Here is a 25,356-nt window from a genome sequence, read left to right as displayed (position 1 = left end):
ACGGTCGCATGATGAGGGGATGAGCACGCGCGACGACTTCCTGACGTGGGTGAACACGGCCCTGTTCGAGGCGGAGGTGGCGCTCCACAACGGCGACGCGGGCCCCCGCCGGGCGTTGTGGTCACGCATCGAGCCGGTGAGCGTCCTGGGCGCGTGGCGCACCGCTCACGGCCGGCAGGAGGTCGACGGCCTCTTCACCCTGCTCGAGCAGAGTTTTTCCGCCTGTTCGTCATACGTGTTCGAACTGCAGGCGTACGACGTGTCGGGGGACATGGCCTACACGGCCGGCCTCGAGCACACCAGCGTTCTGGTCGACGGAGAACCGCGCACGTACACGCTGCGTGCCACCCAGGTGTACCGGCACGAGGACGGCGAGTGGAAGGTGGCCCATCGCCATGGCGACACCGTGACAGCGTGACGGTGTCCGGCGAGGGCGCCAGCGAGCTTCCCCGCACCGGGCCGGGCCGGGCTCCGCTCCGTGCCGTCCAGTCCAGTCTCGTTTCGTTTCGTCCCGTCCCGTCGCCGCGGGAGCTGCCGGCGACTGCGCCATCCCGCACCGCCTCCTCGGCCCTGGCGGGCCCCCGCCGTCGTCGCCTCCGGCGCGTCCCGCGACAATGCCGCGACAGTGGCGTCAGGCATCAGACAGGGGAGGGACAGCGTGCTGCTCAGTGGGGTGTTCGCGCTGGTCGTGGGCGGCGCTTTCGTCGCGGTGGCCTGCGGCTGGCGCGGTGTGGACGTCCGGGTTTGGGACTGGGCGGATCTGACCTTCTCGGCGCGCTACCGGACGCCCTGGGGATCGCCCTGGAAGAGCCTTGCACGCATGAGGTTGCAGTTCGGCTGCGCAGGCATCGTAGTGCTGGTCCTCGGGCTGGTGGCCGTGACGCGTTGAGCCGGTAGCCCGGCTCGCCCCTGAAGTGCTGGCCCAGGGACGCTGGGTCAATGTTCGCCCGGGCGGGCCGAGGGGCGGCACCAGCGGCGTGGGCGCGTCAGCGGTTGCCTGCCGAGCGGTGGCGTCCGCCGGGTCGGGCCTCGTAGCGTGGCCCCTCGTGACCGGTGAGCCGGAGATGCCCCCGAACCGACGCCGCCTCGGCCGTGTGTTCAACGAGGTGCCGGAGCTGTACGACCGGGTCCGGCCCGGGTACCCCGACGAACTGTTCGCGGACCTTCGCGCCGTCACCGGCATGGACGAGGGGTCGTCCGTGCTGGAAGTGGGCTGCGGCACCGGTCAGGCGACGCGCTCGCTGGCGGCGCTCGGATGCCAGGTCACCGCCGTCGAGCCGGGCGCGGACCTGGCCGCGCTCGCCCGCCGACGGCTCGCCCCCTTTCCGAACGTCGACGTCGAGACGTCGACATTCGAGGAGTGGGACGACCGCGGCCGGCGCTTCGACGTCCTCGTGGCCGCGTCGTCGTGGCACTGGGTGGAGCCGTCCACCGGTTGGCGGCGGGCGCACGACGTGCTCGCGCCCGAAGGGTGGATGGCCTTGCTCGGTCACGTCGTGGTCCGCCGGCCGGGAGAACCGGAGGTGTTCGCCGAGACCGCCGATCTGCACGAGCGGTTCTGTCCCGGAAACCCCGGCTGGGGGCATCCGCCGCTGGAGGACGACGTGCGCACCACCGGCGAGGGCTGGGGCACGGTCGGCGATCCCGGAGGACTGTTCGGCCCGGCGAGCGTGCGCTGGTATCCGACCGTCCAGTGGTTCGACGGGGACGGCTTCGCCGACCACCTCCGGTCGCTGTCGCTGTACCGGGCGCTCGGCCCGGAGGTTCGTGAACCGCTGCTCGACGCCGTCGCCGAGCGCATCCGCACGGGGATGGGCGATCGGGTGGCCCGGCGGTATCTGAGCGTCCTGCGCGTGGGACAGCGCACCGACGGATGACGGCGAGGGGCGGTTCCGAAGGGCCGGCGGCGGGGTAGGGCGCCTGCTGCCGTCCCCGAAGGGGCGGCGACCGGGTGGGGCACCTGCTGTCGCCCCCCATTCACGCGGCACCGGGAGGGCGGCTTCCCGGCGAGTTCCCCTCCCCCGTCAACCGCGTCACCACCTGACGAAGGGGCACCCGTCGCATACGGTGCTGTGGTTTCCCGTACATCTGTGGGAACAAGGGCTGGATCCGGTGAAGCCGGGGCACTCAGGAAAGCGAACGCCGTGCAGCGGACCCGCTGCCGGGTCACAGGGCGGCCGATCAGCACAGCACGGCCGATCAGCGAGGAGACACAGCGATGCCGGTGCCGGAGCGCACGGAGGCCGACGAGAGCGGCGCCCCGGATGCGCGTACCGCCGCGCTCATCAGGGCGCTGGAGGCCATCGGGACCGGGGCGTACGTCGTCGACGAGCTCGGGCGCATCCTCGCGGTCAACGCCCGCGCCGAACATCTGCTGGCCCGCCCGGCCGTCGATCTGCTCGGCCAGGACGCGCACGACCTGCTGCACGGGGACGCCCACGGTCAGCCGCTGCCGAGGACCCGGTGCCGGATGCGGCAGGCCTTCCACGCCGGGCGCGCGGCCCAGGCGGACGACGACCACTTCGTCCGCGGGGACGGCACCGCGCTGCCGATCTCCTGGACGATCACGCCGTACGACATCGGCGGCACCGCGAACGGCACCCTGGTGGTCTTCGACGCCTCCGCCCGTGCGCAGGAGGCGGGGCCGTCGCAGCAGCCGGTGACCGGACCACTGCCGGAGCTGGAACGGCTAGCGCTGCTGGCGGAGACCACCACGCGGCTGACGTCCACGCTGGACGTCGAGGAGGCGCTGCGCCGGCTGGTGACGCTGGTGGTCCCGCGGCTGGCGGACTGGGCCGTCATCGACCTGATCACCGAGCGGGACGAGGTGTGGCGCAAGGCCGTCGTCCACGCCACGGGCGACACGCTGGTGTACCACGAGGAACTCCAGGGCCCGATGCCGCCGATCCCGCAGGAGTCCCCGATGCCGCTGTCACGCGCGCTGCGCGGAGCGGCCTCCACGCTGGCCGGGCCCAAGACCTACCAGCGCGAGCCGGACTCCGGCATCGCGGTGGAACAGCGGCGTCTGTTCGAGGCCACCGGCATCCACTCGGCGGCCATCGCCCCCATCCGCAGCGCCCGCGAGGTCCTGGGAGCCCTCACCCTGGGCCGCGCCGGCCATCCGGGAGACTTCACCTCCACCGATCTGCACCTGCTGGAGGACATCACCCGCCGCGCCGGCCTCGCCCTGGACAACGCCCGTCTCTACCAGCGGCAGCGCAAGGTCGCCGAGACCATGCAGAACCATCTGCTGCCCCAGATGCCGCGCGTACCGGGACTGGAGATGACCGTCCGCTACCTGCCCGCGCCCGACGCCTCACAGGTCGGCGGCGACTGGTACGACGCCTTCCCGCTGTCCGACGGCGCCACGGCCCTGGCCATCGGTGACGTGGTCGGGCACGACCTGGAGGCCGCGGCCGGCATGGCGCAGGTCCGCAACATGCTGCGCGCCTACGCCTGGTCCCAGACCAAGCCGACCAGCCGGATCGTCGAACGGCTCGACGAGGCGATACGGCACATCACCGACGTCACGATGGCCACCATGATCCTGGCCCGTCTGGAGGAGGCGGACGACGGCCGGTGGAGACTCTCCTGGAGCAACGCCGGCCATCCGCCGCCCCTGCTGATCAGTCACGACGGCCTGGCCGACTACCTCACCGACGGCCACGGCATCCTCCTCGGCGTCACGGCAGGCCCGCGCCCCGACGCGACCGCTCTGCTGCCGCCCGGATCGACCCTCGTCCTCTATACCGACGGCCTCGTCGAAGAACTCGGCCACACCCTGGACGAGGGCCTGATGCGGCTGCGCCGGCACGCCGCCGCCCTGGCCCACCGCCCGCTGGCCTCCTTCACCGACCAGCTGCTGCGCAGGGTACGGCCGGCCGGCAACGACGACGACGTCGCCCTGCTCGCCCTGCGGACCCCGTCGATCCGCCCGTGACCGCTCCCGGCATCCGGCGCTCGGCGCCCCTGCGGTGCCGCACGGCCTCCGGGGTGAAGGCTCGTCAGAACCAGATCCCGTCGAGCGTGCGTCCGTTCAGCTGTGCCACAAGTAACGTCCCGGGAAGTGGGTGGACGGTACCGGAGGGGGTACCTGGCGAGGACGTGGAAGCGAGCGCGGATGAGTCATTCACCTGAAGAGACCGGTGGGCACGTCGGGGAGCCGTCGCCGGTGGAGCCCTCGCTCGCCGTGGACGTCGGCGGCTCTCCCCTGGCGCAGGTCCGGCAGCTCGCGGCGTCCTTTCTCACCACGGTGCGCGAGGCGCACGGATTCGCCGTGGTGGACGCGACGGTGGAGATCACCCAGCTGATCGTGAGCGAACTGGTCACCAACGCCCGCAAGTACGCCCCCGGACCAGCGTTCCTGCACCTGCGGATCACCGGCGACGCGCTGCGGATCGAGATGTGGGACAGCAGTCCCGTGCACCCCGCCGCCAGGGCCCCGGACCCCCTGCGGGTCGGACAGCACGGCCTGGAGATCGTCACCGCCCTCGCCCGGAACGTCACGACCGAGACGACACCGGCCGGCAAGCGCGTCGTCGCCACGGTCGCCCTCGACGGGGCGTAGCGGCCGGGGAGGAGCGGCGGCCCGGAGCGGTCCGCAGGGCAGAACTTCGCCCGCTCATGCACCGCGTCGTGCCCCTCGGGGGCTGTTCCTACGCGGCGAGTTCCTACGCGGCGAGCGTCGCGTTCTCGCGCGGGCCGCCCTTACGGTCGGCGCCGCACCGCGCGAGCAGTGCGTCCGCCGTGCGAAGGGCCTGCTCGACGGTCTGCTCCCCCGTCATCACGCACAGGGTGTACGTGGCGTCCTCGAGTGCTCGGCTGGTGCGGCCGGAGGGGCGCACGTCGTGTTCGATGCGCGCGTCCGCGAACCGGGCCAGGACGGCGCGCAGTTCCTTCTCCGCCGGATGGATCATGGGGGCTTCTCTCCTTCACAACACCGCTCGCACAGGGGCCGGCCATCACCCACGGCATGGGCCGCGTGTGGTCCCTGACGCCACTCTCGGCAGCAGTCGCATCCGGCAGATCTTCAAGTGCCCCGGGTCGAGAGGTCTACGCCGTCGATCTCGCGGCCGGGGCGAGAATCACAGTCGGACCACGCGCCGGGTTCAGGCGCAGGGTTCAGGCGCCCAGGCACCGGGTTCAGGCACCGGGTTCAGGCGCCGGGTTCAGGCGCCGGGTTCAGGCGCCGGGAAGGAACAGGCAGAACGGGTGGCCGTGGGGGTCGCGGAGGACTCGTACGCCCTCTTGCGGCTGGTGCTCCTCCAGCGTCGCTCCCAGGGCGCAGGCGCGGGCGGTCTCCGCCTCCAGGTCGTCCACCTGCACGTCCAAGTGGGCCTGCATCTGCTGCACTCCCGGGCGCTGCGGCCACACCGGCGGGATGTGATCGGGCTCCAGCTGGAAGCTGAGGCCGGGGCGTTCTCGCTCCGGGTGCCGCAGGCGTACCCACTCTGGTTGGCGGTCGACTTCCTGCCAGCCCAGCAGGGCCCGGTAGAAGTCGGCCAGGGCGGGAGGGTCGGGGGTGCCGAGCACGAAGGCACCAAGTGTTGTTGTCATGGCTTCAGCAGTTCCCCCGGCGCGCGTTCCGACGCACGGCATGCGGCTGTCCGGGGACCGGTGGAAATCTCACGACCGCCCGGACGTCGTCTCAGGACCAGGGCGGCTTCTTCCGAGCCGCCTTACGGGCCTTGGCCCAGGCCTGGGGAAGTTCGCGCTCCCGGGCGTGGGCCGCGGCTGCTTCCCGGCGAGGTCGGGCAGCCAGGAGAGGTCGTGGTCGGGCGCCGTGTACGTGCGTTCCGTCTCTCGCGTCGAACGTGCCATATCAACCACTTAGACCCATTTCCGAGTTCAAACCCTTTGGTGGTCAGTTGCGGGTTCCTGGCCCTCGGGCCGCACACTCGGTGGTTTGAAATCGCGGGGAGCGATCACACGGTGTCCTGACACCGTCTTTATACGACCAGGTAGGAGACACAATCATGGGCATCATCGCCTGGATACTCATCGGACTGCTCGCCGGCATCATCGCGAAGGCGCTCATGCCGGGCAGGGACCCGGGCGGCATCATCATCACGACGCTCATCGGTATCGCGGGAGGCCTCCTCGGCGGCTGGCTCGGCAAGGTCGTCTTCGGTGTCGACTCCATCGACGGCTTCTTCGACCTCTCCACCTGGATCGCCGCCGTCGTCGGCTCGCTGATCCTGCTGGTCCTGTACCGGGTCTTCACCGGAAACCGCAGTCGCGCCTGACCCGTCGCAGCGTTCTTGGCCACCACGGCTCCGTCCCCTCTTCCGTTCCGAGGGCGGAGCCGTAGCCATGTCTGTTCAGTCGGCGTCGGGCCCCTGCTCGGCCGCGGCGTCGTAGGCGGCGCGGGCCTCGGCGACCGCGGACCGATGCCGCTGGGCCCAGCCCACCAGCCCGGTCGGTGACGTGTGGAGCTTTCAGGACATGGGGGGTGAGGCTGCGTTACATGCATGTGCCTCCTTCCGCCGGCGGGCAGGGTTACCGACGATGGCTGCTGTAACTCGTCGTGAACCAAAGGGAGAAGAGATGTCCGTGCGTGCTCTCGTCGTCGATCCGTCCGCGCCCGCCGCTGTCCGCCTCGCCGAGGTTCCCGAGCCCGTGCCCGGCCCGGGGCAGGTCCTGGTGGACGTCTCTCACGCCTCGTTGAACTACGGCGACCTCAACGACGCCCGCTCCGGTCGCGTTCCTGTAGGTGCGGTGCTCGGTTCGGACGCTGCCGGAACAGTGGTTCGGGCCGCAGCCGACGGAACCGGCCCGGCGGTGGGGACCCAGGTGGTGGCCCTGACCTCGGGGGCGTTCGCCGAGCGCGTCGCGATCGACGTGGGTGCGCTTGCGGAGATTCCGAAGAACCTGGAACCGGTGCGGGCGGTCGCCCTGCCGGTCGCCGGAGTGGCCGCACTGCGCTCGCTGCGGGCCGCCGGGCTCGGACCGGACAAGAGGGTGCTGATCACCGGCGCCTCCGGCGGAGTCGGCCGGTTCGCCGTTCAGCTGGCGGCGCGGGCCGGTGCCCATGTGATCGCGTCCGTGGGCTCGGCCGCCCGAGGGGAGGGGCTGGCCGAGGCCGGTGCCGACGAGGTGCTGATCGGACTCGAAGGACTCCAGCAACCGGTCGACGTGGTCATCGACAGCGTCGGCGGCTCCCAGCTCGTGGCGGCGTGGAACCTGCTCGCTCCCGGAGGCAGCGTGCAGAGCGTCGGCTGGACCTCCGGGGAGCCGGCGGTCTTTCCGCCGTACGCGACCGTCGGCCCGGCCAAATCGCTGACCTCTTTCGTCATCGAGGGCGACACCGGCGCGGACCTGGCCGTTCTCACCGAGCTGGCCGCCGAGGGGGCCGTCACCGTCGAGATCGGCTGGCAAGGATCCTGGGACCGCTTCGACGAGGCGGCCGAGGCGCTCCGCGGGCGTCGGATCCCCGGAAAGGCGGTCCTGGAGGTGGCGGGGCGGTGAGCTGCGCGCCCCGATGGCTTCTCCGCAGGACTAGGGCCGCCGGACTGGGGCCGCCTGGCGATCACCAGATCTCCCCGCCCCATGTCCGGTCGACGACCCGACCGGAGACCAGTCTCAAGACCGACCGGACAACTCACTCCTAGGAGATGAGTTCGTCCAGGAGTTGGGGGCCGTTGTTGCGGACGCTGTTGACGGCGGTGGAGACGGGGCGGGCGTCCAGGTGGCCGCCCGCCGGCTGGTCAAGCAGGGCCCGCAGTTCGTCGGCGTCCTGATGGGCGGGGTCGAGCCAGGCGTCGTAGTGCTCGGGGGTGAGGGCGAGCGGCATGCGGGGGTGGACGCGGCCGGCGGCGTCCGTGGCTTCGGTGGTGATGATGGTGCAGGTCATCAGCCAGGCCGCGGGGTCGTCGTCCTGCTGGACCGTCCGGTCGCGCCAGTACGCGTACAGCCCGGCGAGCGCCATCACCCGGTCGTCCTCGGGGTGGATGAAGTACGGCTGCTTGCGCACCTTGCCGGTGCCGGGGTCCTTCACCTGCTCCCACTCGTAGAAGCCGTCGGCGGGCAGCAGACAGCGGTGGCGGGTGAACGCGCGGCGGAACGCGGGCCTTTCGTGCACCGTCTCGACCCGCGCGTTGATCATCCGGGCGCCGGCCTTCGGGTCCTTCGCCCAGGAGGGGACCAGTCCCCAGCGCAGCGGCCGCAGCGCCCGTTCCACCGGACCGTCGCCGTCCTCGCCGCGGGGCGCGCGTTCGAGGACGGCCCACACCTCGTCGGTCGGGGCGACGTTCCAGCTCGGCGCGAGCGTCTCCCGTACGGGCACATCGGGCACGTTGAAGAGCGGGGCCAGCTCCTGCGGGCCACGCGTGGATGCGTACCGACCACACATGGCTCCACTCTTTCACCGCTTGGGGGCCGGCGCGGTGGGCGACACGGGGTCGTCGTCCACGACGGTTGGCCTGTGCTGCCTGTCCTCCAACCGACCGACCGGGATGACGTCCTGTGGGGACGCCGACGGCCCATGGAACAATCCCTTCGTCCGTCACGAGCTCGGGGGGTTCGGCGTCGCCGACTGATCGCTCGGGCCGAGGTGACGGCGGCGGTCCCTCCGAAGCGGCCTGGGCTCAGCCCGGTGAACGGGCCCGTCCAGGACGGCTGTGCCGGCAAGGCCCTGGAAGAGCGCCGCGCCGAGGCATACAGCGACGCCCTCGAACTCATCGCCCGCGCCATGATCCAACTCGGGCGCCCCGGCAGCGACCGCGTCAGCGAAGGCCACTGATCCGCGGCCCAGCTCGGCACCAGCCCCCTTACCGAGCATGCACTGGGCGTTCAACTCCCTGCGTGGGTCGTTCTCAGCGCGCCGTGGCCGCCGGCCCACACGCCCCCGGGACCACACTGTGTGTTGGCTGTGAAGATTCTCGAGCTCGGTGAGTCCATGCGCTTCGCCCTGCGTATTCCTCTTCGCCCGCCCCGAGAGCGTGACGATGGATCGGCGACATGCCGATAGGAGGAGGCACGGTGCAGCGTTCGGCAAATGTGGCAGGGACACTCATAGTGGGGGGTGCTCTGACCCTGACCCTGGCCGCCCTGGTCTACCCGGCGATGCTCGGTATCAGCACGACGTCGACGTCGACCGACCGGATCATTGCCAACACGCAATGGGGTCCGCTGACAGAAGGCGAACGGGACTTCGTGGTCAAAGTACGGGCGGCCGGCCTGTGGGAACACCCGCTGGGTCTGATCGGCCTGCAAAAGGGACAGAGCCAAGCCGTCAAGGTTGCGAGCCGGCATCTCGTGGACGGGCATGCGGCGTTGGACACCAGCTGCCGCAAGATCGCACCGATGCTGAACATCACCCTCCCCAACGTGGCGAGCCCCCAGCAGGAAGGTTTCGTCGCCCAGCTGAAGGCGGAGTCGGGAAAACAGTTCGACACCGACTTCGCCAACATCCTTCGGATGACGCACGGATCGATCTTCAACGCAATCGCCAAGGTCCGCTCGACCACGAAGAACACCCTGGTCCGGGCCCTCGCCGACCAGGCGAACAACACCGTTCTGGACCACATCACAGTGATGGAGAAGACCGGCCTCGTCGACTTCGACACGACGGTCTTCAACCAGACGACACCCCCCAAACTCCCCCAGTCCGACATGACCCCGCCTCCGCCGGTCCCCGGTCAGGCTCAAGTCGTCCTCAACCCGCCACCCAACCCGACCTCCACGGCACTTGACCTGAGCGCCGCATTGAACGGCCCGCAGCCCAACGGCGGTTGAGCACTTCACCTGGACCACCAGTAAGAGCCCGGAGAGGCGCTGCACCTGTGGCCGTGCCCCTCGAAAGCAAGCGTCACCGAGCTGTCGGATTTGGAGCGAGGACGAGCCACCGGCGGTGCCGCCGGTTCTGGGGTGGGCCGTGAGCGGGAGGCGGGCCACGCAGGGCGGCGGCCCCGTGGGTACGCGTAGTGCCGCACGCAATGGTGGCGGCACGCGATCAGGCAGTCCGCGGCGCCTCCGCGGACACAGGGGCCATGCCGGCCACCACCGAGTACCTCGGCGTCTTTCGCCGGACGCGGTTCCAACCTGTGCATGGAACAGGCCAGTTGAGCCGACGGAATCCCGCAGCGATTGCAGGGCAATACAGTCCGTCAGCTTCTGTTCCCAGAAGGGGACTTGCGGACCGGGGAGGGCGGCGAGAGCCGCTGTGGTCGGAATTCCTTCGGGTGTCGGGAACTGGACCCCGCGGTCCGCGAGGGAGGCCTGAGGCCACCTCAGGCCGGGGCCCCGCACGCGGTGATCGGGCACCGGTATTCGACGCTTCCCGAACAGGCCCTGGTGATCATGCCGGCCGGCACCGGCAAGAACAGAGACCAGGCAGGCCGTACTGGTGGTCTGCCGCCCGGAGCGCGTGACCAGTGGCGTCCGTTCTCCGGGAAGCAGGATCCGGCCAGGACGCCGACCCGGCTTGCAGGCTGTCGGAGGCGCGAGTCGGTCGATCAGGAGACGCGCAGGAGGGTGGTGGCGGGGCGGATCGCGGCGGGGCCGAATTTGGCGCGGATGCGGTCGCTGACCTCCTCGGCGACCAGGCGGGCTTCGCGGGCCCGGTCGAGGCTGATCTGTTCGGCGACCCGTCCGGAGGCAATGAGGTCCTCGGCTTTCAGGGTGATGCCGGTGATCCTGCCGCGTTGCAGGCCGGCCGCGTCGATGAGCCGGTAGGCGGTGGTGCGCAGGTCGTCGTCGTGCGCGGAGGCCTCGGTGAGGCGGCGGGTCTTGTCCCAGGTGGTGCCGCCGGCGAAGCGCAGGGTCAGGGTCAGGCCGCGGGCGGCCTGGCCGCGGCGGCGCAGATGGTGGGCGAGGGTGACGACCGCGTCGAGGAGGGCGGCGCGGACGGCGGCCCCGTCCAGGGCATGCCGGGGAAAGGCGCGGTGGACGCTCGCGGTGGCGGGCAGGGTGCGCGGGGTGACGGGGCGGGGGTCGATGCCGCGGGCCCGGTCGGCGGCCTGCCGGCCGGCCCGGCCGCCCAGCAGACGCTGGACGGTCTCGGGCGGGAGGGCGGCGAGCAGACCGATGTCGTGGACTCCGTAGTCGCGCAGAATCTCGGCCTGGCGGGGGCCGATGCCGTGCAGGGCCTCGACCGGCAGCGGTCCCAGCCACCGCGCGGCCTCGTCGGGCGCGACGGCGAGAACGCCACCGGGCCCCGCGACCTGGCCGGAGGCGGTGGCCGCGACGGTGATGGACGGGCCGACACCGACCCGGATGTCGACGCCGAGGCGCGAGATGGTCCGTACCCGCAGCACCTCGCCCAGCCGGGCGGCGTCCGTGCCGTGGTAGCGCAGGGCGCCCTTCAGCTCCATGAGGGCCGCGGTCGGGGGCAGCGCCTGGACGACCGGCGACAGCTCCGCCATCTGCTCGAGGACCTGCCGGTAGAGGTCCTCCCCCAGCCGGTCCGGGCAGCGCACATGCATCACGCTGGCCATCCGTCGTGCTCCCGTCGCCGTCTCCACAGCACTCACCTCCACCATCCATATTATCGAACTAAGATTCGAACACGCGGGATGACGAATCCGATACCCATGGATCTAGAATCGTAAGCATGTTCGATGACCTGCCGCCTGACCTGGCACGACTGCTCACCCTGCGGGTGTGGCACACCCTGTGGCTGCAGCGCATCGACGCCAAGATCGCCGCCTTGGAGGAGCGGGAGGCCGAACGGGAACAGGGCCGCAGGAACCGGCCCCCGGAGCCGGACTGGGTCGTCGAACTCGGCATCGGCAACGGCCGCCCGCCCATCGAGGTCCACCTCGGCGGCTGCTACGCCGCCGGTGCACGGCGGCGCCCCGTCCCCCGCGACGAGGCCCGCCGCCTCCTCGCCTCGGGCGTCCGCGCCTGCGGCCACTGCCGGCCCGACACCGCGCTGGACATCGCCGACTTATCCACTCCCCCGGCGCCCACCACCGCGTCGGACCGACCGGCATCCCGCCCCCTGCGCTCCGCGGGGACCGATTCGTCCATCACCCGGAGACAGGACCGCGCGATGACCGGTGCGGGGCATGGTCGACGTCGCGGCACGCGTGGGTGGCGCCGCAAACTTCCAGTGGTGTCCACGCTCGACCTCCACTGCGAGGAGCGGTATCGGCTCCTGAGGTCGGCTGGGAGTGACTTTCTGCTGGTGAAGCTGGTCTCGACTCGCAGGGGCCCTACGTGTTTCCAGACCCGCAGCGTGTGCGGGCCGCGGTTGAGCGGGTGCCCTCTCCGCGCGGGCGCGGCGGCTCGAAGGCGGAACGGGACCGGCGTGCGCTCCTCGATCCCGCCGGCTGCCGAGACGCTGACGGCCAATTGCGGTCAGAGCGATGTGCGTGGGATTTCCTGGCCGGGCGCGGCTACGGGCGCGGTCATGTCGAGCAGCAGCATGGCGTCGTGGTCGGGTGTGCCCGGTTCGGCGGTGTAGACGCCGATGCGCCGGCCAGGGGTGCCTTCCAGGTGCATGGACTGGGAGGTCAGCGTGATCGTGCCGACGCGGGGATGGTTGAAGGTCTTCTGCGCGGGCTTGCGGCCGGTGACCTCGTAACGCTCCCACAGCCGGGCGAAGTCGGGGCTCTTGAGGAGAAGTTCACCGACAAGGTTCGTCAGGTCAGGAGCATCGGGGGCGGTACCGGCTACGGCGCGCAGCCGGGCGACGCAGCCGGTGATCTGGCGGTCCCAGTCGCCGAAAAGGTTCCGCGCGGCAGGATGAAGGAAGAGGTAGCGGGCGAGGTTGCGGTGCTTGACCGGCCAGTCCTCCAGGCCCGCGTACAGGGCGAGGCCGCCGGGGTTCCAGGCGAGCATGTCCATGCTGCGGCTGATGACGTAGGCGGGGTTCGGACGCAGTGATTCCAGCAGCAGTTTCAGGTGGGGGCGCACGGTGCGGCTGGGAGCGGGCGGTGGCTCGGAGACGTAGCGGGCGGCGCGGGCGGCGAGTTCGCGCAGGTGCTGGTGTTCCTGGTCGTCCATGTGCAGGGCGCGGGCGAGGGAGTCGAGGACGGCGGGGCTGGGGCGGGTCTCCTTGCCGCGTTCCAGCCGCACGTAGTAGTCGATGCTGATGCCGGCGAGGGTGGCCAGCTCCTCACGGCGCAGGCCGGGGGTGCGGCGGATGCCGGCCCCGATGGTGAGGCCGACGTGTTCGGGGCTGGTCTGGGTGCGGCGGGCGCGCAGGTAGCGGCCCAGCTCCGCGCCCTCGCTGTTCGCGCTCTGGGATGCCATGACTCCAGTCTCACCCGATGGGCACCCGTTCCGCGGGGCCGTGGGGGGCCCTGTCATGACCCCCGAAGAGCCCGCCCTGCCACACCCGAGCAATCCGGGCGAAGGTGAATCAGGAAGACGCCGGACCCTTTCGCCGCCACCCCGACTGCGACGGGCACGACCTGCCGGGGCGGGCAAGAGCGAAAGACCAGGCGAGACCCATGAGCGGAAGAGGGCGAGATGCGGTACATCAAGCTGCGTGACCTGGAGGTTTCCCGGATCGGGCTGGGCGCGATGGGCATGTCCCACGGCTACACCGGCTCCGGCACCGATGACGCGGAGTCGATCCGGACCGTGCACCGAGCCCTGGAGCTGGGCGTCACGCTCATCGACACCGCCGAGATCTACGGCCCCTACACCAACGAGGAGCTCCTCGGCCGGGCCTTGAAGGGCCGCCGGGACCAGGTGGTGCTGGCCACCAAGTTCGGCCTGGTCTCGCACGCCGGGGAAGGCGCGTGGAACCTGGACTCCAGCCCGGCCAACGTCCGCACCGCGGTCGAGGGCTCCCTGAAGCGGCTGGGCACCGACCACATCGACCTGTACTACCAGCACCGCGTCGATCCGAAGACGCCGATCGAAGAGACCGCCGGCGCCGTGGGCGAACTGATCGCCGAGGGCAAGGTCCGCGCTTTCGGCCTCTCCGAGGCCGGTCCGGACACCATCCGCCGGGCTCACACCGTCCAGCCCGTTACCGCGGTCCAGTCCGAGTACTCCCTGTTCACCCGAGGCATTGAGGAGCGCGTGCTGCCCGTGCTGCGAGAGCTGAACATCGGCCTGGTGCCGTTCTCCCCACTGGGCCGTGGCTTCCTGACCGGCACCGTGCGCTCCACCGACCAGTTCGACGAGAACGACTTCCGCCGCGACAACCCCCGCTTCACCGGCGAGAACTTCCGGCGCAACCTGGCACTCGCCGACGAGGTCAAGTCGTTGGCCGACGAGGCCGGTGCCACACCCGGTCAGGTGGCGCTCGCCTGGCTGCTCGCACAGGGCGACGACATCGCCCCCATCCCCGGCACCAAGCGCGTCAGCCGCGTCGAAGAGAACACCGCAGCCGACGCCGTCACGCTGACCGCCGAACAGCTCGACCGGCTCTCCAGCCTGCCGCCCGCCGCCGGCGCCACCCACACCGAGGCCCAGGCCCGCATGCTCGAACGCTGACACCCGTCGTCCCGGCCGCAGCACGACCCCCGTCTGGAGTACACCCTTATGCGTGCAGCAGTGATGTACGGAGCCGGCGACGTCCGCGTCGAAAGCCGGCCCGACCCTAAGATCGTCCAGCCAACCGACGCCGTGGTGCGCGTCGTCGCGTCCTGTGTGTGCGGCAGCAACCTGTGGCCTTACCAGTCGATGCCTGCCGCCGAGACGGGCCGTCCCATGGGCCACGAGTTCCTCGGCGTCATCGAGGAGACAGGCGCGGACGTGACCGGCCTGAAGGCCGGTGATCTGGTCGTAGCCCCGTTCACCTACAGCGACAACACCTGCGACTACTGCGCCAAGGGCCTGCACATCTCGTGCCGCAACGGCGGCCGGTACGGCTTCGACGGCGTCGACGGCGGTCAGGGTGAAGCCGTCCGTGTCCCCTACGCCGAGGGCACCCTGGTGAAGCTGCCGGTGGCCGTCGACTCCGCGCTGCTGCCGTCGCTGCTGGCGCTGTCCGACGTGATGACCACTGGCCACCACGGTGCTGTCACCGCCGGCGTCGGCCGCGGCGATGCGGTGCTGGTGGTCGGGGACGGCGCGGTCGGCCTGTGCGCGGTGGTGGCCGCCAAGCGGCTCGGCGCCGAGCGGATCGTGCTCGCCGGCCGCCACGAGGCCCGTACCGGCCTGGGCCGTGAGTTCGGCGCCACCGACGTGGTCGCCGAGCGCGGCGAGGAGGGCATCGCCCGCATCCGCGAGCTGACCGGCGGTGTGGACAAGGTCATCGAGGCCGTCGGCACCCGCCCGGCCCTCGACACCGCGCTCGGGGCGGTCCTGGACGGCGGCACCATCAGCCGGCTGGGCGTTCCCCAGTACGAGCAGGGACCGATCGGCCCGGCCGAGTTCATGCGCAACATCACCCTGACCGGCGGCGCCGGCCCCGCCCGCGCCTACATCGAGCAGCTGCTGCCCGACGTCCTGGACGGGACGATCGCCCCCGGCCGTGTCTTCGACCAGACCTTCTCCCTCGAGCAGGCACCGGACGCCTACCGGGCCATGGCCGACCGCCAGGTACTCAAGGCTCTCATCCGCCTCTGACCACCCGCCCCCACCCGCACAGCGAAGGACATCCCGCTCATGCAGACCGTCACCCTCAACAACGGCATCGAGATGCCGCTGCTCGGCTTCGGCGTCTACCAGATCCCCGCCGAGGACACCGAGCGCGCCGTCTCCGAAGCCCTGGCCGCCGGCTACCGCCTACTGGACACCGCCGCCGCCTACGGCAACGAAGAAGCCGTAGGCCGCGCCATCGCCTCCAGCGGTATCGCGCGCGAGGAGCTGTTCGTCACCACCAAGCTGTGGGTCCAGGACGCCCCCGCCCAGGACAACACCCGCCGCGCGTTCGAGACGTCGCTCGCCAAGCTGGGCCTGGACCACCTCGACCTGTACCTGATGCACCAGCCCTTCGGCGACGTCTACGGCCAGTGGCGCGCCATGGAGGCCCTCAACCGCGAAGGCGCGACGAAGGCGATCGGCGTCGCCAACTTCTATCCCGACCGGCTGATCGACCTGATCCTCAACAACGAGATCACCCCGCAGGTCAACCAGATCGAGACCCACCCCTTCTTCCAGCGCGCCGACTACCAGGACCTCATGCGCGAGCACGGGGTGCAGATCCAGTCCTGGGGCGGCTTCGCCGAGGGCAAGAACGACCTGTTCACCAACCCCCTGCTCGCCGAGATCGGCAAGGAGTACGGCAAGTCCGTCGCCCAGGTCGTGCTGCGCTGGCTCACCCAGCGCGGCGTCGTCGCCATCCCCAAGTCTGTGCGCGCCGAGCGCATGGCCGAGAACTTCGACGTCTTCGACTTCGAGCTCACCGACGAGCAGATGGCCCAGATCGCCACCCTCGACACCGGCAGCTCCCTGTTCTTCGACCACCACGACCCCGAGATGGTCACCTGGCTCGCAGGGCGCCGGCTGGACAGCTGAGTGGGTCCTCTCGTCGGCCGCGGGTGCCCTGTCGCCAAGTCCAAGGCACCCGCCCCGGCAGCCTGATCTCCGCCCGCGTCATGAAGAACGTCATCGCCGACCGACCCCTGCCCGGGAGCCGGCCATCGACAAGCTGCTGCGCCGAATCGCCCGATCCAGCGATGACGCCGCAGATGTTGCACTCGCTGCCGTGACTTCCCGCGGCGTCGAGCTGCACAAACCCTTCCTGTAGCACTTGCGCCACGCATTCAGCCCAAGAGAAGCCGCTGTGCCACGGGTACCTGGGCCGGGCCCAAAACGGCTGGGGTCCCTCGGTCCACTTCACCGGCAGCCGCCCCTGATCCCGGGGCCGCGGTCCCGCCTCCGCGTGGACTCCACTCCGTCCCGCCTCAGCCGGGCGCCCTGAAGCCGTTCACCAGCCAAAACTCGCCGCGCCCGCCGCCACGGCTGCTTCTAGGCTGAAGGCCTCGGGACTCGTCGCGGAGGTCTTCCATGCCCCGTACCGTCTGGTCCGGCGCCATCTCGTTCGGCCTGGTCACCGTGCCCATCCATGTCGTCAGCGCCCGGGAGGACCACTCCATCCGCTTCCACCAGGTGCACCTGCAGGACATGGGCCGGGTCCGCAGCCGCAAGATCTGCGAGTTGGAGAACCGCGAGGTCGCCCAGTCCGAGATCGGCAAGGGCTACCAGTGGGGCAAGGACACGATCATCCCGGTGCTCGACGAGGAGCTGCGGGAGATCCCGCTGCCCACCGCGAAGGCCATCGAGATCGAGGCGTTCGTGCCGCTGGACTCCATCGACCCGATCCAGATCGGCGACGGCTACTACCTCCAGCCCGACGGCAAGGTCGCGGCCAAGCCCTACACCCTGCTGCGCCGGGCCCTGGAACGGTCCGCCAAGGTGGCCGTGGCGAAGTACGCCTGGAGCGGCCGCGAGCGCCTCGGCCTGCTCCGGGTCCGCGACAACGTCATCGTCCTGCACGCGATGCGCTGGTCCGACGAGATCCGTGACCCCGCCGAGCTGAGACCGGACGACATCGAACTCACCGACGCCGAGATCACCCAGGCCGAACAGCTCATCGACCGGCTGACCCGCGACGACCTGGAGGGCGAGGAGTTCACCGACCGCTACACCGAGGCGGTGGAACAGCTCATCGACGCGAAACGAGAGCACCGCGAGCCACCCGCCGCCGAGGAGCCCGAGGAGGCCCCGGGGCAGATCGTCGACCTCATGGCGGCGCTCAAGGAATCCGTGGACAAGGCCCGCAAGTCCCGCGGCGACGACGCCACCGTCCACGAGATGCCCAAGAAGAAGACCACGGCCAAGAAGGCCGCGGCGAAGAAGACGACGCCCGCGAAGACGGCAACAGCGAAGAAGCAGCCAGCGAAGAAGGCAGCAGCCAAGAAGACAACGGCCCGCAAGCCCCGGCGCAGCGCCTGAGGGCTGTCCCATAATCCCCGGTGGATCAGCGCGGGGCGTCAGATGCGGTGCATCGAATGGCGGAGGGGCGTCCTCATGCCGGGCGTATTCAAGCGCTTCGCCAACGCGGCAAGGCGCCGTAGGCGTCGTCGCGCGCCCTCCGGCGTGGTCCCCTTCCCGTGTGGCCGTCGGCGCCCTGGTCCCCTCCGCCGCCCGGCCCCGCTCGTCGCGCCGGTTCGTGATCGCCGCCCTACGCTCGGGGCATGCGACCCCGCCCGATGCACATGTCTGCCGAGGCCCAGGACGCTCTGCGCACCGCGCTGGAGGAACTCCGCGCGGAACTGAAGGTCCCGCTGAGCTTCCCCAAGCGCGTACTCAAAGCGGCCGACAAGGCCGCGGGTGAGGCGCGCTTGCCGGACAAGGACGCCACCCACCTGCCGTTCTTCACGATCGATCTGCCGACCTCGAAGGACCTCGACCAGGCCATGCACCTGGAACGACGGTCCGGTGGCGGCTACCGCGTGTACTACGCCATCGCGGACGTGGCGTCCTTCGTCAGGGCGGGCAGCCCTCTGGACATCGAGGCGCACGACAGGATCGAGACGCTGTACTTCCCCGACCTCAAGGTGCCCCTGCACCCGCCCGTCCTCTCCGAGGGCGCGGCCAGCCTGCTGCCGAACAAGGACCGCCCCGCCCTGTTGTGGCAGCACGACCTCGACGCCCACGGCAATCTGACCGACTCCTCCGTGAGCCGGGCCACGATCCGAAGTCGGGCCCAGCTCGACTACGCCGGCGCCCAGCAGGCCATCGAGAACGGCACGGCGGAGGATTCCCTCGCCCTGCTGCGCGAGATCGGCGAGCTGCGGGAGGCCGTCGAAGTCGCGCGCGGCGGCATCTCCGTGAATCTGCCGAACCAGGAGGTCACCCTCGAGGACGGATCGTTCCGGCTGCGCTACGTGGCGGCGCTGCCGGTCGAGGGCTGGAACGAGCAGATCTCCCTCATGACCGGGATGTCCGCGGCCCAGATCATGCTGGACACGGGCACCGGAATCCTGCGGACCCAGAAGGAGCAGGCCGATCAGAACGTGATCAAGCGCCTGCACGACATCGCGAAGGCCCTGGGCATCGTCTGGCGGCCCGGCATCTCGTACGCCACGCTGGTCCGCAGGCTCGATCCCCGGAACCAGCAGCACATGGCCTTCCTCACCGAGGCCACGAGCACGATGCTCAAGGCGGAGTACACCGTCTTCCGCGACAACCAGACGCCGGCTTACACGATGCACGCAGCGATCGCGGCCTCGTACACCCATTGCACGGCTCCGCTGCGGCGCCTGGTCGACCGGTACACCGGTGAGTTGTGCGTGATGGCGTGCGCGGACAAGGCCCCGCCGAACTGGGTGCTCGACGCCCTTTCCTGCCTCCCGTGCGACACGGCACGGGGGAAGGGCGGCCTGGCGAACCGGCAGACCGTGGACCTGGCCGAGGCCGCGGTGCTCAAGAACCGCGTGGGCGAGGTGTTCGACGCCGCGGTCATCGACACCGACGCGGAGCGGGGCAGGCCGCGCGAGGGCAAAGTGTTCCTGGCCGACCCAGCCGTGCTGGCCAAGGTCGTCTCGACCAACGGCCTGGATCTCCAGCTCGGATCCAGCGTCAGGGCCAGACTCAAGCAGGCGGACCCCGCCGCGGACGAGGACAAGGTCCTCTTCACCGTGCCCTAGGAGAGGGGCATCGGTGGACAGCACAATGGGTACTGCGGAAAACCGCACCGACTCAGGCATGCCCCGGACTCCGCTACCGGATTTCCTCGCCAGGCCCGGCCGTTCGGCGCACCGGCGACCCGGTGGGCCTTCGCGGCCGGAGCGCTAGCTGTGGCCCAGTACGTTGACCACCCTGCCGTTCGGGTCGCGGACGAAGAAACGGCGCACCCCCCATTCCTCGTCCTGCAGCGGGTGCACGATCTCCGCTCCGCTGTCGCGCATGATCGCGTAGGCCGCGTCGACGTCGTCCACCTCGACGCTCAAGTCGGGCGCGACCGGCGCCGTCGCGTCGTCGGTCATGAAGCTGATCTGCGCCGCCGGAGCGGACGGAGAGGCCAGGGTCATGATCCAGCCGTGGTTCATGACCTCCTCGAACCCCAGCAGACCGTAGAAGTCCTTGTTCTCCCCCGCGGTGTCGGACTGGATGTTGGGCACGACACGGCGAACGGACATCGACGCCTCCAGGTGAGAACGGACAGACAGGTCTTCGAACCACTCCAGGAGTACTACGGAGCACCCCTCGCCGCACACGCTTTCCCAGCACGCCCGATCGTCCGCGTCACCTCGTCGGTGGTGCCCGCCGAGCGGGGCCCGCGCAGGGCAGGGCTCCGCGGTCACCCCTTCCGGGGCGCTTGAGGACTCCGACGGCACCGTCCCGGGTAATCCGCTCACCCGTCCGGACCCGCCGGACTGTGCGGGGCGGGCGTCCGGCCCGAGGCTGGAAGCCGAACGTGTGCGACCGCGGCGGGATGTCCCCGCGGTCGGTCGTGCGTACCCGTCGGCCGAGGAGGGGGCGTGGTCTCATGCCGGGCGCCGCGTGCCCGCTGCCGCCGCCGAACTCCTCGTCGCGAGGGGCGTCCGGCGGGAAGCGTCCTTGTGCCGTCCGTCGTCCAGGAGCGTGATCGTGGCCCGGAACCGCCGTCTGATCCTGAGTTCGCCGTCCGAGGTCTGGCGTCTGCTGTCCGACGGCCACCGGTACGGGGAGTGGGTGACCGGCACCCGGGAGGTCCTCGCCGCCGACCCGCACTGGCCGGAGGTGGGCGCCCGGTTGAAGGTCCGTGTCGGTGCTGGTCCGCTGACCCTCGACGACATCTGCGTGGTCCGTGTGTGCGAACCGCGGCGTCGTCTGGAGCTGGAGGCGAAGGCGGATCCCTTCGGTGCGGCCCGCATCGCGATGAAGCTGCTCCCCTGGGGCGAGCACACCCTCCTCACCCTCGACTGGCACCCGCTGCGAGGTCCCGGCACCCGGATGCACGGACTCCCCGTGGACTACATCGTCGCGGTCCGCAACGGCATGATGCTGACGAAGCTGGCCCGCATCGCGGTGCGCGAGCACACGGCGGAAGCGCTCGCGGCACCTTGACGTCCCGGGCGGCGGCGTCCGGGGCGGCGGCGTCCCGACCGGCGGTCGGTGGCCTCCGGCGGAAGGGCCCCCTCCTCATCGCGACGGGACCACTCACCCCTCCCGAGGCCCGGGCTCCTCGGCGAGTGTCAGGTTGGCGCCGGTAGCCGGGTCGAAGATGTGCATCTTCGTTGTGTCCACCCAGAGTTGGGCGCGGCTGCCCTCGCGGACCCGGGTCGCGGCGGCGAGGCGGGTGACGATCTGGTGTCCGCCCGCGCCGGTGTCGGTGGTGCCCGAGTCGGCGGCCAGCTCGGCGAGTTCGGAGGTGGCGGTGGGCTGCCACTCGTCCTCGGTGAAGTAGGCGTAGACGTCGGACCCCAGGGATTCGACCACGTCGATGTCCACGTTGAAGGCCGTACCGGATCCCGCTCTGGCCGGGTCCACGAGGGCGGCGTCCTCGAAGGCTTCGGGGCGCAGTCCGACGATGAGGTCGCGGGGGGCGTCGTGCCGTTCCAGGGCGCGGCGCAGCCGGTCGCCGAGGTCGAAGTCGCCGACGGAGGTGTGCAGGCGGTCGTCCTGGACGGAGGCGTGCAGGAAGTTCATCGCGGGTGAGCCGATGAAGCCGGCGACGAAGAGGTTCTCGGGCTGGTCGTAGAGGTGCTGAGGGGTGCCGATCTGCTGGACGACTCCGCCGCGCATGACCACCACGCGGTCGCCGAGGGTCATGGCCTCGGTCTGGTCGTGGGTGACGTAGACCGTGGTGCTGCCGAGGCGTTGCTGGAGGCGGGAGATCTGGGTGCGCATCTGGACGCGGAGTTTGGCGTCCAGGTTGGAGAGGGGTTCGTCCATCAGGAACGCCTTGGGGTTGCGGACGATGGCGCGCCCCATGGCCACGCGCTGGCGCTGGCCGCCGGAGAGGTTGGCGGGCTTGCGTTCCAGATGGTCCGTCAGATCCAGGATACGGGCGGCCTCTTCGACCTTCTCGCGGATGGTCGCCTTGTCGACCTTGGCCAGCCGCAGCGCGAATCCCATGTTGTCGCGCACGCTCATGTGCGGGTAGAGGGCGTAGCTCTGGAAGACCATGGCGATGTCGCGGTCCCTGGGGGTCCTGTCGTTGACGATCTGACCGTCGATCAGGAGCGTGCCCTCGGTGATGTCCTCCAGCCCGGCGATCATGTTGAGGGTGGTGGACTTGCCGCAGCCGGAGGGTCCCACGAGGATGACGAACTCGCCGTCCTCGACACGGAGGTTGACGTCCTTAACCGCCACCGCACCGTCTGGGTAGCGCTTGGTGATGCCTTCGAGAACGATCTCTGCCACGGTCGGTCCTTCTTGTCGCCGGCGGACGGCTGGTGCCGGTCGGTCCTTGACTGACGGCTGGTGCCGGTCAGCCCTTGACGGCTCCGGAGGTGAGCCCGGCCACGATGCGCCGCTGGAAGAGCAGCACGAAGACGATGATGGGGATGGTGATCACCACGGCGGCGGCGGCGATCGAGCCGGTGGGCTGGGCGAACTGGCTGCTGCCGGTGAAGAAGGCGATGGCCGCCGGGACGGTCCGGGCCGCCGAGGTGGACGTCAGCGAGATCGCGAAGAGGAAGTCGTTCCAGCAGAAGATGAAGACGAGGATCGCCGTGGTGAACACGCCGGGTGCCGCGAGCGGGGCGATCACCAGCCGGAACGCCTGCGCGGGGGTGGCGCCGTCGACCTTGGCGGCCTTCTCCAGGTCCCAGGGGATCTCCCGGAAGAAGGCCGACAGGGTGTAGATGGCCAGCGGCAGGGAGAAGGTCATGTACGGGATGATCAGGCCGGTCCAGGTGTCGAAGATGCCGATGATCCGCTCGATGTTGAACAGCGGCGAGACCAGCGAGATCGGCGGGAACATGGCGATCAGCAGCGACATGCCGATCAGCAGGCTCTTGCCGGGGAACCGGAGCCGGGCGACGGCGTAGGCCGCCATCGTGCCGAGCACGACCGCGATCACGGTGGAGATCAGCGCGATGCCGATGGAGTTGATCAGCGCGCGGGTGAACTCGGAGGTCTGGAAGATGCCGCGGTAGTTCTCCCAGGTCCACTCGGTCGGGATGAAGTTGCCGTCGGTGAGGGTGCTCGGGTCCTTGAAGGACAGCGCGATGATCCACCAGACGGGGAAGAGCGCGTAGGCGATCACGAGGATGTTGATCACGGCCCACTGGGACCTGCGTCGTCCGGTGGCGGACATCAGCGTCCCTCCTGGGCACCGGGGGCTGCCGCCCCGAAGAGTTTGACGAAGGCGAAGGCGATCAGGGCCACGCACAGGAAGATCAGGACGGAGATGGCCGAGCCGATGCCGAGGTTGAGGGCGGTGAAGAGGTTGTCGTAGCCGAGGATGGACACCGAACCGGTGTTGTGGGCGCCGGAGGTGAGGATGTAGATGTTGTCGAAGATCCGGAAGGCGTCCAGGGTCCGGAAGAGCAGGGCGACCAGGATGGCCGGCTTCATCAGCGGCACGGTCACCAGGAAGAACCGCTGCCAGGCTCCGGCGCCGTCCACCTGGGCCGCACGCAGCGTCTCCTCCGGTACCAGGGCGAGGCCGGCGAGCAGCAGCAGCGCCATGAACGGGGTGGTCTTCCACACCTCGGCCAGGATGATCAGGCCGATGGCGGGCCAGTGTTCGGTCAGCGGCGCGGAGCCGGAGGGCAGCAGGGCGGCCAGGTAGCCGGTGTCGGGGGTCCAGGCGTACTGCCAGGAGTAGGCGGCGACGACGGTGACGATGCCGTACGGGATCAGGATGGCCGTACGAACTGTGCCGCGGCCGAAGATGGCCCGGTGCATGACCAGGGCCAGGGCGAATCCGAGGACGAGTTCCACGGTCACGGAGATCGCGGTGATCAGCACGGTCACCCACAGGGCCTGCCACCAGAACTCGGAGGACAGGACGGCGCCGTAGTTGCTGAAGCCGACGAAGTGCGCCTGTTGCGGGAAGCGCAGGTCGTAGCGCTGGAGCGAGAGGTAGACCGCGTAGACGATGGGGTACGCGGTGACGGCGAGCATGACGATCACGGCGGGCGCGCACAGCAGCCAGCCAAGCCGGCGTTCCTGCCGGGCTCCTTCGGACAGGGCGCGGCGGTCCTTGGGCGCGGGTGCCCGCGCCGGGGCGGTGGGAGCCGGCTGCGTCACGGGATCAGCCCCTTCGAGGCGAGGGCGTCCTCGATCTGGCCACTGATCTTCTGCACGTCCGGTCTGGGGTCGATCCCGTTCGGCGGCGACAGGGTGTGCGAGATCGCGATGGACACGTTCTGGTAGGCGGGGGTCTTGGGCCGGATGCTGGCGCTCTCCAGGGCCGCCAGAACGGTGGAGGCGAACGGGTAGTTCTTGACCAGGGACGGGTCCGAGTAGAGCGGGCGGAGGGTCGGCGGGAGTCCGCCCTTGAGCGCCGCGGACAGCTGGTTCTGGCGGTTGCGCAGGCACAGCGCCGCCTCGAAGGCGGCCGCGGGGTGTCGGGAGTAGGCGCCGACGGCCAGGTCGATGCCGCCGATGGTGGGTCTGGCCGGCCGGCCGCGTTCGACGGCCGGGTAGGGCGCCCACCGGAACTGCTTGAACAGCTTGGGGTTGTTGGCCTTCATCGACGGATACACGAACGGGTAGTTGATCTCGAAGGCCGCGCTGCCGGACTCCATGGCCAGCCGGTTCTGGTCCTCCATCTGGTTGGACAGGGACGGGTCGGCGGCGGCCGAGGTGGCCAGCGTCTTCATGACGGTGGCCGCGCGCACGGCGGGCGGGCCCAGGCGGGGGGCCGTGGCGGTCGCGTTCAGGATGGAACCGCCGGCGCTCTCCACCAGGGTGTTGAACCAGACGGTGAGCCCCTCGTACTGCGCGCCCTGGATCTCCACGTAGTGGGGCTTGCCCTGCTTCGCGAGACGGCCGGCCATCAGGAGCATCTCGGCCCAGGTGCTGGGCGGTGTGGGCACCAGGTCCTTGCGGTACCAGAGCAGTTGGGTGTTCGTGTTGTACGGGACGGCGTACAGGCGGCCCTTCCAGGTGGCCGTCCGCAGCGGCACCTCCAGGGTGTCCCGTACGGCCGCGGCGCGGTCGGCCCCGGTCCACGGCAGGATCCACTTGGCCTCGGCGAACTCGGCGGGCCAGGTGACGTCGAGGCCGATGATGTCGACCGTGGCGTCCTTGGCGGCCAGTCTGCGCACCAGTTGCTGGCGCTGCCCGTCGGCGGTGCGGGGCAGTTTGTTGTAGCTGATCCGGTAGCGGCCGCCGGACTGCTTGGTGCAGCTGGAGGCCGCGCCGGCCAGCGCTCCCGAGTCGTCGGGGAAGTTGTACCAGTTGAGCGTGACCGGCCCGCCGCTCGTGCTCTGGCATCCCAGCAGGGGGGCCGCTGACAGGCACAGGGCCAGCAGAACCCGCAGGAGGCTTCGGGTCCCGGGCGAATGCGCCACCGTCACGCCCTTTCCGGATCGGTTCGAGGGTCCGGACAACTCGCAGCGGGAG

Annotated in this window: 26 protein-coding genes; 16 read left to right on the top strand and 10 right to left on the bottom strand. The window is 70.4% G+C overall.

Features of this window, described 5'->3' with window-relative positions; all coding sequences use genetic code 11:
* Window positions 1-19: 19 nt before the first annotated feature.
* From IO36_RS21655 to IO36_RS21635, 5 genes are all read left to right on the top strand, one after another.
* Window positions 20-418 (top strand): YybH family protein, encoded by a 399-nt coding sequence (locus tag IO36_RS21655; RefSeq protein WP_037622161.1) that lies wholly within the window; start codon window positions 20-22, stop codon window positions 416-418.
* A 240-nt stretch (window positions 419-658) separates the two neighbouring features.
* Window positions 659-889, top strand: a complete 231-nt coding sequence (locus tag IO36_RS21650; RefSeq protein WP_245173397.1) for a hypothetical protein — start codon at window positions 659-661, stop codon at window positions 887-889.
* A 157-nt stretch (window positions 890-1,046) separates the two neighbouring features.
* Window positions 1,047-1,877 (top strand): class I SAM-dependent methyltransferase, encoded by an 831-nt coding sequence (locus IO36_RS21645; RefSeq protein ID WP_245173396.1) that lies wholly within the window; start codon window positions 1,047-1,049, stop codon window positions 1,875-1,877.
* 341 nt (window positions 1,878-2,218) lie between these two features.
* Entirely contained in the window at window positions 2,219-3,940 is a 1,722-nt protein-coding gene (locus tag IO36_RS21640; RefSeq protein WP_037622159.1) for a SpoIIE family protein phosphatase, read from the top strand.
* A 180-nt stretch (window positions 3,941-4,120) separates the two neighbouring features.
* Window positions 4,121-4,567 carry an ATP-binding protein gene (locus IO36_RS21635; protein WP_051900790.1) on the top strand — a complete coding sequence of 149 codons (447 nt, stop codon included), beginning with the start codon at window positions 4,121-4,123 and terminating at the stop codon, window positions 4,565-4,567.
* Between the two features lie 103 nt (window positions 4,568-4,670).
* Here IO36_RS21635 and IO36_RS21630 read toward each other — a convergent pair whose 3' ends face one another.
* Window positions 4,671-4,916, bottom strand: coding sequence for a DUF5133 domain-containing protein (locus IO36_RS21630; RefSeq protein ID WP_037622157.1), 246 nt, complete (start codon window positions 4,914-4,916; stop codon window positions 4,671-4,673).
* Window positions 4,917-5,181: 265 nt separating this feature from the next.
* Window positions 5,182-5,556 (bottom strand): VOC family protein, encoded by a 375-nt coding sequence (locus tag IO36_RS21625; RefSeq protein ID WP_037622156.1) that lies wholly within the window; start codon window positions 5,554-5,556, stop codon window positions 5,182-5,184.
* Window positions 5,557-5,975: 419 nt separating this feature from the next.
* Between IO36_RS21625 and IO36_RS21620 the strand changes: the two genes are divergently transcribed.
* The gene (locus tag IO36_RS21620) at window positions 5,976-6,245 is read left to right on the top strand and encodes a GlsB/YeaQ/YmgE family stress response membrane protein (RefSeq protein ID WP_037622155.1); all 270 of its coding nucleotides are present in this window, start codon (window positions 5,976-5,978) and stop codon (window positions 6,243-6,245) included.
* Between the two features lie 301 nt (window positions 6,246-6,546).
* Window positions 6,547-7,467: a zinc-binding dehydrogenase gene (locus tag IO36_RS21615; protein WP_078943358.1), complete on the top strand. Its 921-nt coding sequence runs from the start codon at window positions 6,547-6,549 to the stop codon at window positions 7,465-7,467.
* A 139-nt stretch (window positions 7,468-7,606) separates the two neighbouring features.
* On the opposite strand, the gene IO36_RS21610 is transcribed toward IO36_RS21615, so the two are convergent.
* Entirely contained in the window at window positions 7,607-8,350 is a 744-nt protein-coding gene (locus tag IO36_RS21610; protein WP_037622154.1) for an SOS response-associated peptidase, read from the bottom strand.
* 243 nt (window positions 8,351-8,593) lie between these two features.
* Here IO36_RS21610 and IO36_RS46895 point away from each other — a divergent pair, with 243 nt between their 5' ends.
* Both IO36_RS46895 and IO36_RS21605 read left to right on the top strand, forming a co-directional pair.
* A complete protein-coding gene (locus tag IO36_RS46895) occupies window positions 8,594-8,740 on the top strand; it encodes a hypothetical protein (protein ID WP_158997424.1) in 147 nt (48 codons plus the stop codon).
* 275 nt (window positions 8,741-9,015) lie between these two features.
* On the top strand, window positions 9,016-9,735 hold the full coding sequence (locus IO36_RS21605; protein ID WP_051900789.1) for a DUF4142 domain-containing protein: 720 nt from the start codon (window positions 9,016-9,018) through the stop codon (window positions 9,733-9,735).
* Window positions 9,736-10,454: 719 nt separating this feature from the next.
* Here the strand turns inward: IO36_RS21605 and IO36_RS21600 are convergent.
* A complete protein-coding gene (locus IO36_RS21600; RefSeq protein ID WP_167347408.1) occupies window positions 10,455-11,435 on the bottom strand; it encodes a DNA polymerase Y family protein in 981 nt (326 codons plus the stop codon).
* A 116-nt stretch (window positions 11,436-11,551) separates the two neighbouring features.
* On the opposite strand from IO36_RS21600, the gene IO36_RS48260 reads away from it, so the two are divergent.
* Window positions 11,552-12,406 (top strand): DUF6233 domain-containing protein, encoded by an 855-nt coding sequence (locus IO36_RS48260; protein ID WP_245173394.1) that lies wholly within the window; start codon window positions 11,552-11,554, stop codon window positions 12,404-12,406.
* Here IO36_RS48260 and IO36_RS21590 read toward each other — a convergent pair.
* Entirely contained in the window at window positions 12,301-13,197 is an 897-nt protein-coding gene (locus tag IO36_RS21590; RefSeq protein ID WP_037622151.1) for a helix-turn-helix transcriptional regulator, read from the bottom strand. The two genes, IO36_RS48260 and IO36_RS21590, sit on opposite strands and share 106 nt — an antisense overlap.
* A 219-nt stretch (window positions 13,198-13,416) precedes the next feature.
* Between IO36_RS21590 and IO36_RS21585 the strand changes: the two genes are divergently transcribed.
* The 5 genes from IO36_RS21585 to IO36_RS21565 all read left to right on the top strand — a co-directional run bounded on the left by IO36_RS21585 (window position 13,417) and on the right by IO36_RS21565 (window position 19,499).
* Window positions 13,417-14,394: an aldo/keto reductase gene (locus tag IO36_RS21585; RefSeq protein WP_037622150.1), complete on the top strand. Its 978-nt coding sequence runs from the start codon at window positions 13,417-13,419 to the stop codon at window positions 14,392-14,394.
* A gap of 48 nt (window positions 14,395-14,442) precedes the next feature.
* On the top strand, window positions 14,443-15,471 hold the full coding sequence (locus IO36_RS21580; protein ID WP_209441241.1) for a zinc-binding dehydrogenase: 1,029 nt from the start codon (window positions 14,443-14,445) through the stop codon (window positions 15,469-15,471).
* A 39-nt stretch (window positions 15,472-15,510) separates the two neighbouring features.
* Window positions 15,511-16,362, top strand: a complete 852-nt coding sequence (locus tag IO36_RS21575; RefSeq protein WP_037622148.1) for an aldo/keto reductase — start codon at window positions 15,511-15,513, stop codon at window positions 16,360-16,362.
* A 492-nt stretch (window positions 16,363-16,854) separates the two neighbouring features.
* On the top strand, window positions 16,855-17,802 hold the full coding sequence (locus IO36_RS21570; RefSeq protein WP_037622147.1) for a non-homologous end joining protein Ku: 948 nt from the start codon (window positions 16,855-16,857) through the stop codon (window positions 17,800-17,802).
* A 242-nt stretch (window positions 17,803-18,044) separates the two neighbouring features.
* Window positions 18,045-19,499 carry an RNB domain-containing ribonuclease gene (locus IO36_RS21565; RefSeq protein WP_037622146.1) on the top strand — a complete coding sequence of 485 codons (1,455 nt, stop codon included), beginning with the start codon at window positions 18,045-18,047 and terminating at the stop codon, window positions 19,497-19,499.
* A gap of 144 nt (window positions 19,500-19,643) precedes the next feature.
* Here IO36_RS21565 and IO36_RS21560 read toward each other — a convergent pair whose 3' ends face one another.
* The gene (locus IO36_RS21560; RefSeq protein ID WP_037622145.1) at window positions 19,644-19,991 is read right to left on the bottom strand and encodes a VOC family protein; all 348 of its coding nucleotides are present in this window, start codon (window positions 19,989-19,991) and stop codon (window positions 19,644-19,646) included.
* 451 nt (window positions 19,992-20,442) lie between these two features.
* On the opposite strand from IO36_RS21560, the gene IO36_RS21555 reads away from it, so the two are divergent.
* Window positions 20,443-20,901 (top strand): SRPBCC family protein, encoded by a 459-nt coding sequence (locus IO36_RS21555; protein WP_107065772.1) that lies wholly within the window; start codon window positions 20,443-20,445, stop codon window positions 20,899-20,901.
* A gap of 93 nt (window positions 20,902-20,994) precedes the next feature.
* Here the strand turns inward: IO36_RS21555 and IO36_RS21550 are convergent, their stop codons facing one another.
* From IO36_RS21550 to IO36_RS21535, 4 genes are all read right to left on the bottom strand, one after another.
* The gene (locus IO36_RS21550; protein WP_037622144.1) at window positions 20,995-22,200 is read right to left on the bottom strand and encodes an ABC transporter ATP-binding protein; all 1,206 of its coding nucleotides are present in this window, start codon (window positions 22,198-22,200) and stop codon (window positions 20,995-20,997) included.
* Window positions 22,201-22,267: 67 nt separating this feature from the next.
* Window positions 22,268-23,098, bottom strand: coding sequence for a carbohydrate ABC transporter permease (locus tag IO36_RS21545; protein WP_037622143.1), 831 nt, complete (start codon window positions 23,096-23,098; stop codon window positions 22,268-22,270).
* On the bottom strand, window positions 23,098-24,036 hold the full coding sequence (locus IO36_RS21540) for a carbohydrate ABC transporter permease (protein ID WP_037622142.1): 939 nt from the start codon (window positions 24,034-24,036) through the stop codon (window positions 23,098-23,100). The genes IO36_RS21545 and IO36_RS21540 overlap by 1 nt, the downstream gene beginning before the upstream one ends.
* Entirely contained in the window at window positions 24,033-25,304 is a 1,272-nt protein-coding gene (locus IO36_RS21535; protein WP_245173393.1) for an ABC transporter substrate-binding protein, read from the bottom strand. The genes IO36_RS21540 and IO36_RS21535 overlap by 4 nt, the downstream gene beginning before the upstream one ends.
* Window positions 25,305-25,356: the final 52 nt, after the last annotated feature.

This window comes from Streptomyces aureus (assembly GCF_000725495.1).
Lineage (GTDB): Bacteria > Actinomycetota > Actinomycetes > Streptomycetales > Streptomycetaceae > Streptomyces > Streptomyces aureus_B.
This window is presented reverse-complemented; position numbering and strand designations above follow the sequence as displayed.